Source organism: Fibrobacter sp. UWB3, from assembly GCF_002210405.1.
Lineage (GTDB): Bacteria > Fibrobacterota > Fibrobacteria > Fibrobacterales > Fibrobacteraceae > Fibrobacter.
Genome location: NZ_MWQJ01000013.1, coordinates 75798 through 91971 on the forward strand (window position 1 = coordinate 75798; position 16174 = coordinate 91971).

Here is a 16174-nt window from a genome sequence, read left to right on the forward strand (position 1 = left end):
ATGAACAAGAAAGAGAAAAAGATTCATTTATTTATTGGCTGGGTTATCCTAATCCTCATTGCCATTCTCTTATTCCCGGACAAGAATATTGCCCTCCGCGCCGAGCGCCCGCACTTGGGCCAGCTCAGTACAAGGACGATTGTCGCCCCGTTCAAGTTCGAAGTTCCGAAGACCGAACAGGAAATCCAGAACGAAAAAGCTCGAGCCGCCGACAAGATCAATGCCATTTTTGAATTCAACGCCGACGAAACCACGCGCCAACTGCGTGAACTGGAACAGTACCTCAAAAAGCTCGAACAGTACGGCAAGATGCAAGCCGTCATCAGCAGCAGCAAAGATGACGGAAGCGCCTCCATGCAAGAAAAAATCAAGGAAGCGTCGAGCATCTACGACCAGTTGAAGCAAAGACTTTCCATTACCGCCATCAAGCCGCTCAGCACGAATTCCATCGCCCGTGATTCCTTGATGTCCGTGTTCTACCAGATGATGCAGAAAGGTGTTTCGAACACGCTCCTCGCCAAGACGGAAACTGAAGTCAGCCTATTCTGCAACAGCTACAACATCAAGCAGATCAAGAACCTCATCTACAACAAGCCGAACATTTCGCTCATCAAGGACAACGAAGAAAGCACACTTGAAATCAGCGAAATCCAGCCCATGCAGCGCCGCATCGAAGAAGCCTTTGGCCAACTGCAAAATTCTTTCTCCGCCGAACAAGGTTTACAGAGCGCCTTCTACGAAGCGCTTTACGTCTTCACAAGCCCAAACGTTTTCTATCTCGAAAAAGAAACCGAAGCCCGCAAGCTCGACGCAAGCAACAAGGTTACGCTTATCAAGGGCATGGTCCCGCGTGGCATGGAAATCGTGACGCAAGGCGCTCCGATCACCAAGGAAATTCTTGAAAAAATTGACGCACTTCAGCAAGCCCAGCAGAACGAAGAAAACTCAAAGATGCTCACGGCCCCGTACGGTAACGTGCTCGTCTTTGTCATCATCATCACGCTCCTCATCATGTTCTGGCTCTATACGCCGACACGCACCATGTTCAAGACTCCCCGCCAGTTGTGGAGTCTCGTGTTCCTCACCGTGCTCCAACTCCTCGCGTTCTGGATCATCCATAACCTTTCAGGAACACTTAGCCGCCCCGAAAGCATCCTCCCCGATGCCATCGACTTCATGTGGCTCTACCCGATTACGTTTACACCTGTGATTGCAGTCGTGCTTTATGACGCTCGAATGGGCCTAGCTTTTGCAACATTCTCCGCAGGTTTCTACGGCATTTTGAACGGCTACGACCTTGCAGCAACTCTCACAAGCCTGCTTGTGAATATCGCTGTAATTACCCCGCTCTTCCGTATGCGCTACCGTGTGCAGTTTGCCTGGAGCATGATTGCAGGTGTCGTTGCAGCGGCAGCTTCAATCAGCATCATGTTGCTCCTCCGCAACCGTTTCAATTTTGCGACGTTCTACCAGACACTCATCGCCGCAAGTGCAAACATCATCATCTTTACCGCAGTCGCCTCCGTGCTCTTGATCCACGTCGTCGAGAAAGTCTTCAGCATTACGACCGTGCTTACACTCATGGAAATGTCGGACTTCAACCGCCCGGCCCTCAAGCGCATTTCTGAACTTGCACCGGGCACGTTCCACCACAGCATCCAGGTTTCAAACCTCGCCGAAAGCGTGGCCGAAAGCATTGGCGCAAATTCGCTCCTCGTCCGCGTGATGGCTCTTTACCACGACCTCGGCAAGACGATGCGTCCCGAATACTTCACCGAAAACCAGAAGCAAGGCGTAAACCCGCATAACAACCTCGATCCGTACCAGTCCGTCAAGATTTTGACCGGTCACGTTTCGCAGGGCATGCTGCTTGCCAAGGAATACAAGATTCCTGAACTCGTTGCTACAGGCATCCAGGAACACCACGGCACAACGCTTATCCAGTTCTTCCATCACAAGGCTACAGAACTTGCCAAGGAAACTGGCAAAGAAGTCAAGGAAGAAGATTTCCGCTACAAGGGTCCGCGCCCGCAGAGCATGGAAACAGCAATCCTCATGCTCGCCGACGTCATCGAAGCGACAAGCCGCTCCATGGCAGACACTTCCTCTGAAGCTCTCGAATCCATGATCCACAAGACGATTCTTGACAAGTTCATGGACGGTCAGTTCAACGAAAGCAATTTATCTGTAAAGGAACTTTCCAAGCTCGAAGAAGCGTTCCTCCACAGTCTCGATGGAACATACCATACCCGCGTCAAATACCCAGGTCAGAGATAGTCATTGGTTATTAGTTAATTAAAGTGTCATGCCCTGCTCCGACAGGGCATCTCCTTTTTTAAAGAAAAAAATTAAAGAAAAGCATCCTTATCCCTTGACACAAAGATTAATTCTTTTTATATTTGGTTCGTTCGGTTGAAAGACTGAATCAAACCACTGGGGTGGTAGCTCAATTTTGGTTAGAGCACCGGCCTGTCACGCCGGAGGTTGCGAGTTCAAGCCTCGTCTATCCCGCGAAAAAGCGCTTCTCTTTGAGAAGCGCTTTTCGTTTGTTTTGCGATAGCGAAACAAACGAAACCTGATCCTCTCGAAAGAGAGTTTTTTTCGTTTTATGAAGCCACCTCTCAACATCATCTAGAGCGCCCCTTCTTACAGTCATCCAGAGTGGCTCCGCCCCAGCGTCATCCTGACGCCGTAGGCGGAAGGATCCAGTAACATTCTCCTCACCCTACATAAATTTTTTCATTTTTTTTTGCGAAAAACATACGTTATCGGTTGACAACAACATGAATATTTGTATATTTGGCTCGTAACTCGAGGTTGTAGAAAATGTTGAACAAAAAGAATCTTATTCTTATCGGTATTGGCATTTTACTACTCATTATTGGTTTCATTTGTTTGGGCACAGGTCCTGCAGATAATCCGGTAAGCCTTTCTGTTGCACCAATTATCTTGACGATTGCTTACGTTGTGATTATTCCTCTCGGAATTCTCTTCAACGGTAAAGATAAAGACAAGTAATTATTTGGACGATTAGCTCAGCTGGTTCAGAGCGTCTGCCTTACAAGCAGAATGTCAGCGGTTCGAATCCGTTATCGTCCACTACCGAAGAATCGGATACGATTTTGGGGTGGTAGCTCAATTTTGGTTAGAGCACCGGCCTGTCACGCCGGAGGTTGCGAGTTCAAGCCTCGTCTATCCCGCGATAAAGTCCTCTCGAAAGAGAGGACTTTTCGTTTGTTGAGCACACGCCTTCGCCGTCATCCTAGCGAACGCCTTCGCCGTCATCCTGAGTGGCGAAGCCACGAAGGATCCAGTTACATTTCAATTATATCTGGAATCCGATAGCGGCGTTGATATCGATGACAAGGCCCTTATCCATCTTAAAGAAGGCTCCCTTGCGATCCGCATCAAATTTACTAGTCCATGTATAACCGAATCCGGCATCGAGGAACACGGCGAAACGTCCAAAGAAACCTTCCCCGCCGTTCAGGACCTTCTTAACGCCGCCATTGAGCATAAAGCCCCAAAGCCAGCCGTTAAAGTCCCCATGCAGTCCCGTATCGATACTTAAATGATCCACAATCATTCCCGCCTGGAAATAGCGCCAGCGCTTGCCGCCAACGCCATACAGACGAAAACTTTCCTGCAAACCGATATCGTAAATCGTGTAGCCATCATTGTCATCTTCAGTACGGTCCACACGCACATAATGCGGAGTCGAGATCAAAGAGATCTTCTCCATCAGCTTCCATTCCAGCGTCAGGTAAAACTGCGGATATTCCGTAATGCCGTTCGGAACGTTAATGCCGCCCCAAAAGTGCGAATACGGCACCATAAAGTTCAACGGATGAATATACACCGTAATCGTAGAATCTCGCAACGTTCCTTCTTCGGACAAGACCTGAGCATCCGTAGACTCGCCTTTTTCGGCCGGTTCAGCCATGGAAAATACAGATAAAGCAATCAGGAGAAGAAGGAATTTTTTCATGCTCCAAATTTAGCTTTTTCCTCCATCATTTTTTTAGCCATCGTGTAACTTGAACGCTATTCCAGCCTATCGAATTGTGCTTAAATCCTCGAGCATATGAGGCCCCGCAATGAGCGCCACGGAATGAAATCTGTAGAGCCACGGCAAAGTCCGGGAATCGGTAAGACGAGCTGAGCTCCACAAATTTCCAGCGAAAACTCGCCCCAGCATACAAGTAGTCGAAATCGTATTCCGCAAAGGCAGAAACTGCTTCATCCGAGATCCAATGAACGCCTACAGCAGGTAAAATGCCCTCGTCTGTAAAGCCACCGAGCATCCCCGCCAGATAGACTTGTCGCCAATTAAAGGTCCCCGCCCACTTGAATCGGTGTCGTGCCCAAAGCGCATCGCCAGGAATCCACTCTAGACCAAGCCCATAGCTCATCCCAAGCGCAAAATGCGGCCACGTTTTTGCATAAGATATTTCTGAATACAAATTGCGATACAGCGAATCCATCGTCTCGTAATCGACAAAAGCACTCACGCGATATGCATCGCTCCCAAATTCAAGAGACAAATTCCAAGATGACTCTACAACATCGTCTAGCCAATAATAAGAGACTCCATACGATGGGATTGCATACCGTGCAGGAGTCGAATTGTAGCCGCCAAGACCAACAGGAGAAAGCCCTCCCGCGAGCAAAGACGCAAACGAAGCACGCCCCTCCGCAGCCAAGGCTCGCCCCGGCGCCATCAACAAGCAACAAAGTAAAATAAAGCCCATACAAAGCCAAGCGTACATGTACGCACAAGCAAACCTACGGGCGAACAAGAATACCGACCACATCCTCATACTCCCCCACAGACAACGAAACATAAGCGGCGCCAATTCCAAGATATTCCTGCACCGGGACCTTCACCCACTCATTAGACAATGCAGAGACCACGGATTTCCACACACGACGCCCCGCAGAATCCAAAAGCGAAAGCGTAACATTGTATTCTGATTCCACAAGCACTCGAAGCGGAGAACCTTTTTTTGAAACTACACGAGAAGATAGTTTGTACACAACAGGCGCTTTTGCCGCATCCCCAACCAATGACACGTTCCGCGCATTTTTAGACAAATACCCGGGCGTAAACTCACGCCGCATCGAGAGCGGATTAAATCCAGACGGGCACGATACCGTTCCTTTTTTCCAATAAACGCTATCAATCACGCTATCCCGATAGCAAAGCCGGAGCATACCTTCTGTGTTATTCAAAAAGCCAAGCGACACCTGAATCATTCGAATATCGGGAATGTTGAGTGCAGTCCGCAGAGACGATGTATCCTTGCTCACAAGCACCGCTTGGTACGGCCGAATCGAATCGCCCGACATTCCCAAAGCGCCTCCGCGATCACAAAAGCGGAAAGATTCTAGCGGGAGCGGATATTCACTCGAATTGTAGAGTTCCACCCATTCCGGCATAGGCTCTTCAGGACAATGATGCACTTCCGTCACCCGCAACAGGGAGGTTCCAGCAGTCAACAAATTCTTCAAAAGTGAATCAGCACTCTCCTGCACCGACACCGCCTTAGACGCGTCAACGAACTCCCATTTGTCCGTCAGCCCTACACGCTGAATAACCTTCCCCGGCTTAGGACGTGGAACAGTCACAGAATCATTGCATGTTCCCGCCCAGACCTTCCACACAGACTCTCGTGAATTCGGGAGCGAGATTTTCCCAAGCGAACCACATGCGACACTCGCCCGCGGCAGTTCTTGCGACAGATCTTGCGACGCACCCTGTAAAGCCTCAGCCGTACACTTTGCCGTGTCATGCACAAGCACAAAGCGTTCCGCCTCCGGCCATGCAAAAGCCATCACCGCCTTGGATTCAAATTGCACATAAAGCGATTCTGCTCGAAAATCGTCCATGCGAATTTCGACGTACTCGCCCTCCTGGTCCGAAACATCTTTCGGGTCCGGATAGAATTCAGTAAGCACCGGGCATGATAATGCCCACGAAAAAAGCGCCAAGCTCACCGCCGGCACAACACCATAATTATTCATTGCACCCTCCCCTGGGCGCACCCACCATGCGTAATAACGCTAGCGAGGATTAGTCGACTTCATAGTCGTTAGGGAGAATATAAGGAAGAGGGTTCACCGGGACGCCGTTTTTCCAGACCTCATAGTGGAGGTGCGGACCGACGGAACGACCAGTATTACCCATATAGCCAAGAATTTGGTAACGATGTACGAACTCGCCCGGAGTCACGGCCGACATCTGCATGTGCCCATAACGGGTCTTGAGGCCATTGCCGTGATTCAGGACTACAAAATTCCCAAAAGAGGAACTCAACTGGGAAATTTCAACAACGCCATCCGCCGGCGCATAAATCGGAGTCCAACGGTCGTTAGAAATATCGATGCCCTGATGCATCTTGCCGACTTCACCCGTCACAGGATGGATACGCGGACCAAAAGCAGAAGCATAACGACCATTTGTCGGAGAAATCGACGGAATGTAGCGTAAAACAGAACGGCTCTGATCGATATACTTAGTCAGAGAATTAAAAGATTCTTCGTTGTTCTGGATTTGTCCAAAAATGCGCCAAACATCTTCGTGCATCTTGGCGGTACGTTCGAACACCGGGGAGGTCTTGCGCAAAAGCTGTACATTCGGCTCGATATGGCCGCCCGTAGAGAGCTTGCGAGAAGCTTCGTCCGGTAACGGGAGTCCGAGCTTAGCGTGGAGCATTTTTTCAGCCTTAAAGAAATCCTTAGACGTGCTGGAAATATAATCCACAGTGCTCTGGATTTGCGAAAGCTCCTTGTTGAGCTTCTGACGGCTAGAGAATGCATGCCTCAACACGCCATCATAGACGGACGTAGAGAGCACCTGAACAAGGAAAAGAATAAAACCAATAACAACGGCGACTCGCACAAAAAGCGAACCGCGGAGAATAATAGAAGGCACCTTCACGGTTAGAGCCCGTGATGACTTCTGAAAGTGTATGGATGCCTTAACAAAATTCATCAGTGGATAATGTAAATAAATGGCACGAAAAATTCAAAGGTTTTATCCCTATTTTTTTATTACAAACCATATATAGAAATTTGCATGGTTTTTGTAACAAGCCACACGCCATTTAACACGCTTGAAGGCTCATCATCCTAAATTGGGTTGTCAAAATCGATAAATTTCGACGGAATGCTGAGTTCTGCCTGAATTTTAGCCGCAAGCGCACTCACCCCAAAGATTTCGGTTCTGTGGTGCCCGCACGATACAAGGTTCACCCCGTTTTCCTGACAGAATATGGGAACTTCTTCCTTGATGCTACCCGTAACGTAAGCATCGCAGTTCATTTCCATAGCTTCCTTGATGTCAGACACACTGCAACTACCACTGCAAATGGCAACGCGCTTGATTTCTTCGGGACCATAGAAGAACTTGTTCTGCACGCCATGGACAAAAGCCGTATCCAGGCAATCCACAAATTCTTCCCTTGTTGCAGGCGTATTCCATTCGGCAATCACGCCAATAGCACGCATACCGACATGCACAAACTCATGAATCGGGTTCAAGCCAAGCAGCTTTGCAATGACGGCGTTATTGCCAATTTCACGATGGCCATCGAGCGGCAAATGGAAACCGAACACGGAAATTCCGTTGTTCATAAGCTTACGGAGGCGTTCTGCGAACTTGCCAACCGGGAGCTGGGACTCGCCCTTCCAAAAACCATTCGGGTGGTGTACAATGATGCAGTCCGCCTTTTCGGCAATGGCGGCATCAATCAACTGGTCGCGCAAGCTCACGCCAGTCACAATTTTTGTCACCTTGTCGTTCGCTTCAACGCAAAGGCCATTCACACAAAAGTCATTAAAGGATTTTGGGTCGAGCAGGTCATCAAGCCATGCAGTCATAAAAGGCAGATCCATACATTCTCCTTGTTGAACAAAACATCCCAGCACCACGCCAGAATTAGCTCTCCACCATCCAACTCTCTATAATTAGCTATAGAAAATATAGATACATAATTTTTATTTACAACACAAAAGTGCATTTTTGGTCATAAAAAAGCCATCCGGAGCATTTTCTCGTTGCCACAATCTATGCATTTAACTAAATTTACGCATAGAAAGAAAATAAAAATTATAGGAGCCCCAATGGCACATTATCTTTTTACCTCTGAATCCGTTTCTAAAGGCCACCCGGATAAGGTTGCCGACCAGATTTCCGACTCCATTCTTGACGCCTGCCTCGCCCAGGACCCGAAAAGCCGCGTCGCTTGCGAAACGCTCGTGAACACCGGTCTCGTCGTTATCTCTGGTGAAATTACAACCAAGGCTGTTGTTGATTTCCAGGAAATCGCACGCAACACCATCAAGAACATCGGCTACGTGAACCCTGACCTCCAGTTCGATTATAAGGGCTGCGCAGTGCTCGTTGCTATGGACAAGCAGTCTCCGGATATCGCCCAGGGCGTTGATGCCAAGGCTGCCGAAGGCAAGGAAGACGACAAGCAGGGTGCTGGCGACCAGGGCATGATGTTTGGTTACGCCGTCAAGGAAACCAAGGAACTCATGCCGCTCCCGATCAGCCTCGCCCACAAGCTCATGGAAGAAATCCAGAACCTCCGTGAAAAGGGCAAGATCAAGTGGCTCCGTCCGGATGCCAAGTCCCAGGTCACCGTCGAATACGACGAAAATGACAAGCCGGTCCGCGTTGATACCGTCGTCATCTCCACCCAGCACGACGAAAAGGTGAACGGCAAGGAACTCAAGCATTCCGTGATTGAAAAGGAAATCATCGAAAAGCTCATCAAGAAGGTCATTCCGGCCAAGCTCTTGGACAAGAAGACCCGTTACCTCGTGAACCCGACTGGCAAGTTCGTTGTCGGTGGCCCGCACGGCGACTGCGGCCTCACTGGCCGTAAGATTATCGTCGACACCTACGGTGGCATGGGCCGTCATGGTGGTGGCGCATTCAGCGGCAAGGACCCGTCCAAGGTCGACCGCAGCGCTGCATACGCAGCACGCTATGTCGCTAAGAACATTGTCGCAGCAGGCCTCGCCTACCGTTGCGAAGTGCAGCTCGCCTACGCTATCGGCTACTCCAAGCCGGTTTCCGTGCTCGTGAACACGTTTGGCACTGGCAAGATCGACGACCGCAAGATCGAAGCTATTGTCGCACAGAACTTCGACCTCTCTCCGGCCGGCATCGAAAAGATGCTCGACCTCCGCAAGCCGGGTTACGTCGCTACCGCCGCCCTCGGTCACTTTGGCCGTACCGGCGCCCGCTTCACGTGGGAAAAGACCGACAAGGCCGAAGCTTTGAAGAAGGCTGCTGAAGCGGTATAATCAAGCCTCTCCAAACTTGCGACATAAAGCATTTAGCAAAAATGACGGATGAAAATCCGTCATTTTTTAGTTTATTTCAAAAACAAAGAAGACTGCCGTTAAGCAGTCTTCTTTTGTAGTCAAAGATCCTTCGACTCCGCCCTTCGACGCGCTTCGCTTGCACTTCGGCAGGCTCAGTGTACCACTCAGGGACCTTAATAAGGTTGGTGAGCTTAAGCCTGTGCTGAGCCTTGTCGAAGCAAACCACGCTCTGGATGACACGAGCTACGAAACAAGCATCATCGAGAACACCATGACGAACAGTGCGACCGTTTCGCCGACACCGAGCACCATGAGGTAGTTCACGAGGCCCTTGCCCGTTTCGCCAAGAGCGTTGCAAGCGTCAGCAGCGGACTTACCCACGTACCAGGCGCTAGCCATCATGCCGATGCCACCGAAGATGCCTACACCAAGGTAAGCAGCCCAGTTGCCCGGAGCAGCTTGAGACTTGTTCAAGATGTACATCATCAGGAGCATGCCGTAAATCGTCTGCGCAATCGGCGCACCCACGAAGATGAGCAGCGTAAAGAGCGCGTTCTTACCTTTGAGATACGCCTTCTTCCAGGCACCGATGGCCGCCATGCCGGCAGTCCCGCAGCCCAGTGCAGAGCCCACCGCAGCAAGGCCAAGAGCCGCCACCGCACCGAGCTTTGCGAGCGTTAAAAGTTGTGATTGATCCATAAGTGCAACCTCTTTCGATTAAAGCACCATCATGGAGAACACGAGCACGAACAAAGCGACGGTTTCGACGATACCGAGAACCATCAAGTAGTTCACCATGCCCTTGCCGGTTTCACCGAGAGCATCGCAAGCCACTGCAGCAGACTTGCCCTGGTACCAAGCAGAAGCCATCATGCCGAGGCCACCGAAGATACCAGCACCGAGGCAGCCGCCCCAATTCGTAAAGCCCTGTTCAGCAGCCTTGCTCAAGATGAAGTTCATGAGCAACATGCCATAAATCGTCTGGGAAATCGGAGCACCGACGAACACGAGAAGCGTGAAGAGAGCAGACTTACCCTGAGCGTAAGCCTTCTTCCACATCGTGATAGCAGACATACCGGCCGTTCCGCAACCAAGGGCAGAGCCCATAGCCGCAATGCCAAGCGCAGCTGCAGCACCCATTTTAGCGAGAGTCACCATTGTATTCGGTTCCATTATATTATCCTCATTAAGTAGCGGGATTTAACCCTTGGTTTAATTTTTTTGCTTGGCGAAGGGGCTGAAAGCAAATCCGCTCCATTCAAGACCAAGTCCATTTGAAAATTCGAGTGTGTTAAGACGTACGGCATGCACAGCAACGCCCATCACGGCAAGTGCAATGTTCAGGCCATGAACGCCCAAAAGAACTAGAGCTGCACCGGCAACCCCCACGGCAGAGCCAAACAGTGGCGAGAGCATACCATTGAACGCTTCGGCGATTGCTGCACCAGACATACCCACAGCAAAGAGACGGATATAGCTGATGACGTCGGTGAAGCTGTTCACGATGTCGAGCACGAGCATCGGGATGCTGATGAAGTCCTGCTTGAGGCGGCTAGGCGGCACCGTAAAGAGCACGAGAAGCACGACTTCCACGATGAACATCGGGATGACGAACTTCGGCATGTCGATACCAAGCACCATGTTGCATGCAAGGAAGAACATGACCCAAGCGCCCATGAGCCAGCCCACCTGCGCCATGAACGTCGAAGACTTGCGCTTGATACGCACGACGACGTTCCACGCATGAGCAATGCTCAGATGCACAACGGCAATGCAGAAGCAGAACAGCTGGATATGCTGCATCTGGGACGCCCCTGCGGCTTTCGGCACAAAGCTAGCCGGCAAGAACGTAAACGTCTCGCAGAACTGCCTGTATGCTTCGAAGCGCGTCGGATCCGTCGGAGCAGAGCTGCGAATCCAGTAGAGCACGTTGCGCACGCCTTCCGGGATAAAATTGTAGTTAGCGATATCGAGGTAGTAGCTCCACCCAGCAAGTTCCGGTGTAAGCCCGAGGAAGTTTGCATTAATGGCGCCCCAGATGATAGTCGCCCAGCTCATCAAATACACAAAGTGGAATCCGGCACTACTTGCCTTCGGCATTTTCGAGCGAGCAAACATCGCAAGACCGAGGAACAACAGGCCATAAGCCATATCGCCCACAATCATCGCAAAGAAAAGGCTAAAGAAGCAGAGGAACACAGAGCTCACGTCAACTTCGTTGTAGCCCGGCGAGATGCCAATAATGTCATAGAGGCACTGCATCGGGCGTGAAAGCTTGTTGTAGCCGAGAAGCGTCGGGATGTTATCTTCGTCCGTTGGATCTTCAACGCGGATGCCCCAGCCGTTTGCCTTCGCAGCCGCACTGATTTCAGCAACGCGCGGTTCCGGGCAGAATCCCTGGAGAGCAGCCAAACCCTTGTTCTGGAGCATGCTTGCAGAAGCTTCCACGAGATTGTAACGGTCCGTCACTTCCAAAAGGCGGTCTTCGAGATCGTCCTTCACAGAAGCAAGCTGGGCAAAGCGTTCATCCACAGCAGAAATCGTCGTGTTCGATTCCTCTTCAATCATTCGATATTCTTCGAGCGACTTGAGAGGCATGGCGAGTTCCGTAAACGCACCCTTCACAGATGCAGGAGCATCGCCCTTCGTGAACACGGCAATGTACGTGCCATTTTCATCCTTGCCAAAGACATGCTTGTAAGCGTTATCACCTTCGACTTCAAAAGGATCCTTGGAAAGATCGACGAGATAAAGGCGGACAAAAATGCCCTTTGCGGCAAGTTCCTTGACCGTACGCGGATCGAGATTTCCAAAAGCGTGGAGCTTTTCAAGCTCTTCCTTGGCTTGCTCCAGCTGGATTTCGGCATTTTTCTTGTCCGAAATGAGCGTCTGGATTTCTTCGACGAGCGTTACACCGCTAGCACCTTTCGCTGCAGGCGTCACACCCTTGCGGAGCTTATCCGGAACGACTTCCATAGCCTTCTGCACGCGGGCCACAGCACCCTTTGCACCGTTCACAGATGCACCAACGGCATTCTGGAGCGGAGTCAAATGGATAATTTCCATTTCGCGCAGAGCCTTAAGGGTTTCTTCCTTATGGCTTGCAAGCGTAAGAATGGTCACCTTCTTCATAGGAGTAATCATGCGGCAACCTCCTTACTCTGGGCGTCAAGTGCAAGCGCCTTAGCCGTAGCCTTGCCCTTGGCAAGCTTACTACGGGCCACACCGCTTGTCTGCTGGTCACCCAAGAAGATATTGATTTTGCGGATGTTATCCTTAGACTCGGGAATTTTCACCTTTTCGAACAGGTTCACACGCTGGCTCGTGGTACGCAGTTCCTTCGAAAGGAGTTCGTACTGCTTTTCGAGCACGCGGCGTTCCAGGCGCAAGGAAATCAAACCTTGCAAGCTGCGGATACCATCGTCGAGCCACACCGGAGTCGTAAAGAAATCCGGAATGTTCACGTTGAATTCCACGCCGCTAAACGTCGGAATCTTCACGCCGGCAATGTTACCCTCGCCCTGTTCGACACTCTTCACCGAGAGATACTTTTTCCACTCAATGGGTTCGGCAAAAAGCGAAATCCACGAAGCCATACTCTTGCGGAGCTTATCCTCTTCTTCGCGTTTCGCCATCACCTTCTCCTGGAGCGTACGCATTTCCATCTGCAGCTGCTGCTTCTTTAAAAGCAACGTCGGCAGATAGCGCTGGAAGCGCTTCAGTGCGTCACGTTCCGCCTTGAGGGCGTTTTTAGTTAACTTGACCTTAGCCATATTACCACTTCTTCGGCCAATACTGATTGATCATCTTGGTGGGGATACCGGTTTCTTCAGGAGTGAAGCAATCGGCGAGGATTTCCCATCCGAGATCCAAAGCCTTTTCAAGAGGGATGTTCACAGAAAGGTCCATCATTTCCTTTTCGAAGCGTACACCGTACTTCAACAGCTTCTGGTCCCAGTTGCTCATGTTGAAGCCCATGGATTGCTTTTCCAAGGTTTCCTTGTAGCTTGCGTACAGCTGAATCATGGTGTTCATGATGGTACGGTGGTCGCTACGGGTCTTGCCGTTCACCTGCTGCTTCAAGCGGCTCAAAGAACCGAACGGTTCGATACGGCCCTTGCGCAAGTAGAACTGACCTTCGGTAATGTAACCCGTGTTGTCCGGAACCGGGTGCGTCACGTCGTCGCCCGGCATGGTGGTCACAGCCAAAATCGTGATAGAACCAGCATCGCTGAAGTCCACAGCCTTTTCGTAACGGCTTGCGAGCTGAGAGTAAAGGTCGCCAGGATAACCACGGTTCGACGGAATCTGTTCCATCGTAATAGCAATTTCCTTCATGGCGTCGGCAAAGTTCGTCATGTCCGTGAGGAGCACGAGCACGTTCTTGCCTTCGGTTGCAAACTTTTCAGCAACAGCGAGGGATGCATCCGGAACAAGCAAGCATTCCACAATCGGGTCAGATGCGGTATGCATGAACATCACCGTACGGGAAAGAGCACCGTTCTTTTCGAGGTAATCCTTGAGATAGAGGTAGTCATCGTGCTTGAGGCCCATGCCGCCGAGGATAATCACGTCGACTTCAGCCTGCAAGGCGATACGTGCCAAAAGTTCGTTGTAGGGTTCACCTGCAATCGAGAAAATCGGGAGCTTCTGCGAAACGACGAGCGTGTTAAACACGTCAATCATCGGGATACCCGTACGCACCATCGTCTTCGGGATGATACGCTTAGCAGGGTTCACAGAGGGGCCGCCAATCGTGATGCGTTCGCCATCGACTTCCGGGCCGTTGTCACGCGGCTTGCCGGCACCGTTAAACACGCGGCCAAGCAAAGCATCGCTGTACGGGACCTTCATCGGTTCACCGAGGAATCGCACTTCGGAGTCCGTAGAAATACCACGAGCACCAGCAAAAACCTGCAAGTCCACGAGGTCACCGTCAATGCGGATCACACGGGCAAGAGAAGTACCGAAAGAGCTCGTCACCTGAGCTAGTTCCTGGTTTGCAACGCCTTCGGCTCTCAAAGTAATCACAGAACCGGCAATGCGTTCAATACGATGGTAAGCAACATTATGCATTAGCAGAAACCTCCTTTACGGAAGCAAAAATACTGGATTCGAGATCCTTGAATTCCTGAGAGTCAAACGCCACGCGGTTCCAGTCCTTGGTAGCCTGCGTGAGCTTGAGGAAGAACGTACGGGCGACATCCTTTTCGGTAAACGTCATCGGCGTCATGAGGATGGTGTAAATCTTGTCGAACACGTACTTCTGGCGTTCTGCAGAGCAAGCAGCGTCGATTTCGTTATAGGCGTCCTGCTGCAGATAAACGGCATCAAGATATTCAGATTTCAGATAAACAATGAAGTCTTCGATCGAAGTACCTTCTTCGCCCACGACCTTCATCATGTTGTTCACATCCACACCGTTAGCGAGGATGGAACGGGCCTGGGCGACCTTCTTGGAATCGATAATGCCTTCGTACTTGGACCAGGAATCCAACGGGTGGATTGCCGGGAAGCGGCGCTGGTCAGAACGTTCACGGGAAAGGCCGAGGAATGCGCCCACCACCTTCAAGGTAGCCTGGGTCACCGGTTCTTCGAAGTTACCACCTGCCGGAGAAACAGAACCGCAAATCGTCACGGAACCCGTCGAACCGTCCTTGAGACGGACAACGCCACCGCGTTCGTAGAACGAAGCGATTACAGATTCGAGGTAAGCCGGGAACGCTTCTTCGCCCGGAATTTCTTCCAAACGGCCACTCATTTCACGGAGAGCCTGAGCCCAACGGGAAGTGGAGTCAGCGAGGAGGAGCACGTTGAGACCCATCTGACGGTAGTATTCAGCGAGCGTCACGCCGGTATAAACGGAAGCTTCACGAGCAGCCACCGGCATCGAAGACGTGTTACAAATGATAAGCGTACGTTCCATCAAGGACTTGCCCGTACGCGGGTCAATCAATTCCGGGAATTCACGAAGGGTTTCCACCACTTCACCAGCACGTTCACCGCAAGCAGCCAAAATCACGATGTCCACGTCGGCATAACGGCTCATGAGCTGCTGGAGCACGGTCTTACCGGCACCGAACGGACCCGGCGTACAGAACGTACCGCCCTGCATCACAGGGAAGAACGTATCGATAATGCGCTGCTGCATGGTAAGCGGCTTGGACGGGCGGAGGCGTTCTTCGAATGCCTTAATCGGCATCTTCACCGGCCAGGTCTGCACCATCGTCACGTCAACAGATTCGCCCTTATCGTTCTTGAGCTTTGCGACAACATCTTCGACAACGCGGTCACCGGCAGTCGTGATGTAATCCACAGTCCACTTGCCGAGGAGCTTGAACGGCACCATGATGCGGTGCGAGAAAACACCTTCCGGAACCGTACCGAGCGTATCACCAGCGACAACCACATCGCCAGCCTTAGCGACCGGAGTAAAAGCCCACTTTTTGTCACGCGGGAGAGCCTTCAAATACTTACCGCGCTGGAGGAAGAAGCCGCATTCGTCAGCGAGCTTCGGCAGCGGGTTCTGAAGACCATCAAAAACTTGAGTAAGGAGACCCGGACCAAGTTCAACAGAAAGAAGTTCACCCGTAAATTCGACTTCGTCGCCAGCCTTGAGGCCAGTCGTATCTTCGAACACCTGGAGTTCAGCGTAATCACCACGGATACGAATCACTTCGCTCTTAAGGGGGATGATTTCTGTCTTACCTGCTTCGTTCTTCGAAATGAGCTTTGCATAAGCCACTTCGTTCTGGGAAACGGCGCTTTCAAACTTGACACGAATCAGGTTTCCGTTCACGCCGGTTATTTTTCCGATACTAGCCATTGAAAATGG

General features: G+C 51.0%; 14 protein-coding genes and 3 tRNA genes. 6 read left to right on the plus strand and 11 right to left on the minus strand.

Translation table 11 applies throughout. From position 1 onward, the window contains the following. The 5 genes from B7991_RS13245 (at window position 1) to B7991_RS13265 (ending at window position 3200) form a co-directional block, all read left to right on the plus strand. Complete coding sequence (locus B7991_RS13245) at window positions 1-2277, plus strand: HD family phosphohydrolase (RefSeq protein WP_088631258.1); 2277 nt, start codon at window positions 1-3, stop codon at window positions 2275-2277. Between the two features lie 158 nt (window positions 2278-2435). Beyond that, window positions 2436-2511 (plus strand) — tRNA-Asp (locus B7991_RS13250). A gap of 315 nt (window positions 2512-2826) precedes the next feature. Beyond that, window positions 2827-3018: a hypothetical protein gene (locus B7991_RS13255; RefSeq protein WP_088631259.1), complete on the plus strand. Its 192-nt coding sequence runs from the start codon at window positions 2827-2829 to the stop codon at window positions 3016-3018. A gap of 6 nt (window positions 3019-3024) precedes the next feature. Continuing rightward, window positions 3025-3099 (plus strand) — tRNA-Val (locus B7991_RS13260). Between the two features lie 25 nt (window positions 3100-3124). Further along, window positions 3125-3200 (plus strand) — tRNA-Asp (locus B7991_RS13265). A gap of 125 nt (window positions 3201-3325) precedes the next feature. Here the strand turns inward: B7991_RS13265 and B7991_RS13270 are convergent. The 5 genes from B7991_RS13270 to B7991_RS13290 form a co-directional block, all read right to left on the minus strand. Beyond that, entirely contained in the window at window positions 3326-3988 is a 663-nt protein-coding gene (locus tag B7991_RS13270) for a hypothetical protein (protein WP_088631260.1), read from the minus strand. Between the two features lie 25 nt (window positions 3989-4013). Then, the gene (locus B7991_RS13275) at window positions 4014-4814 is read right to left on the minus strand and encodes a hypothetical protein (RefSeq protein ID WP_088631286.1); all 801 of its coding nucleotides are present in this window, start codon (window positions 4812-4814) and stop codon (window positions 4014-4016) included. Next, window positions 4786-6024 carry a lamin tail domain-containing protein gene (locus tag B7991_RS13280; RefSeq protein WP_088631261.1) on the minus strand — a complete coding sequence of 413 codons (1239 nt, stop codon included), beginning with the start codon at window positions 6022-6024 and terminating at the stop codon, window positions 4786-4788. Before B7991_RS13280 ends, B7991_RS13275 begins: the two co-directional genes overlap by 29 nt. Window positions 6025-6073: 49 nt before the next feature. Next, window positions 6074-6940, minus strand: a complete 867-nt coding sequence (locus B7991_RS13285; protein WP_254917978.1) for a M23 family metallopeptidase — start codon at window positions 6938-6940, stop codon at window positions 6074-6076. A 191-nt stretch (window positions 6941-7131) separates the two neighbouring features. Then, the gene (locus tag B7991_RS13290) at window positions 7132-7896 is read right to left on the minus strand and encodes a Nif3-like dinuclear metal center hexameric protein (RefSeq protein ID WP_088631263.1); all 765 of its coding nucleotides are present in this window, start codon (window positions 7894-7896) and stop codon (window positions 7132-7134) included. A gap of 228 nt (window positions 7897-8124) precedes the next feature. Here B7991_RS13290 and metK point away from each other — a divergent pair, with 228 nt between their 5' ends. After that, entirely contained in the window at window positions 8125-9318 is a 1194-nt protein-coding gene (gene metK / locus B7991_RS13295; RefSeq protein WP_088631264.1) for a methionine adenosyltransferase, read from the plus strand. A 264-nt stretch (window positions 9319-9582) separates the two neighbouring features. Here the strand turns inward: metK and B7991_RS13300 are convergent, their stop codons facing one another. Genes B7991_RS13300 through B7991_RS13325 form a run of 6 tightly spaced genes read right to left on the minus strand, consistent with a single transcriptional unit; the run spans window position 9583 to window position 16165 of the window. Further along, complete coding sequence (locus tag B7991_RS13300) at window positions 9583-10038, minus strand: ATP synthase subunit K (RefSeq protein WP_014544954.1); 456 nt, start codon at window positions 10036-10038, stop codon at window positions 9583-9585. Between the two features lie 18 nt (window positions 10039-10056). Further along, on the minus strand, window positions 10057-10512 hold the full coding sequence (locus B7991_RS13305; RefSeq protein WP_015732433.1) for an ATP synthase subunit K: 456 nt from the start codon (window positions 10510-10512) through the stop codon (window positions 10057-10059). A gap of 39 nt (window positions 10513-10551) precedes the next feature. Then, the gene (locus tag B7991_RS13310; protein WP_088631265.1) at window positions 10552-12483 is read right to left on the minus strand and encodes a V-type ATP synthase subunit I; all 1932 of its coding nucleotides are present in this window, start codon (window positions 12481-12483) and stop codon (window positions 10552-10554) included. After that, window positions 12480-13112: a V-type ATP synthase subunit D gene (locus B7991_RS13315; RefSeq protein WP_085490495.1), complete on the minus strand. Its 633-nt coding sequence runs from the start codon at window positions 13110-13112 to the stop codon at window positions 12480-12482. The genes B7991_RS13310 and B7991_RS13315 overlap by 4 nt, the downstream gene beginning before the upstream one ends. A 1-nt stretch (window position 13113) precedes the next feature. Continuing rightward, entirely contained in the window at window positions 13114-14415 is a 1302-nt protein-coding gene (locus tag B7991_RS13320) for a V-type ATP synthase subunit B (RefSeq protein WP_073424070.1), read from the minus strand. After that, the gene (locus B7991_RS13325) at window positions 14408-16165 is read right to left on the minus strand and encodes a V-type ATP synthase subunit A (protein ID WP_088631266.1); all 1758 of its coding nucleotides are present in this window, start codon (window positions 16163-16165) and stop codon (window positions 14408-14410) included. The genes B7991_RS13320 and B7991_RS13325 overlap by 8 nt, the downstream gene beginning before the upstream one ends. Window positions 16166-16174: the final 9 nt, after the last annotated feature.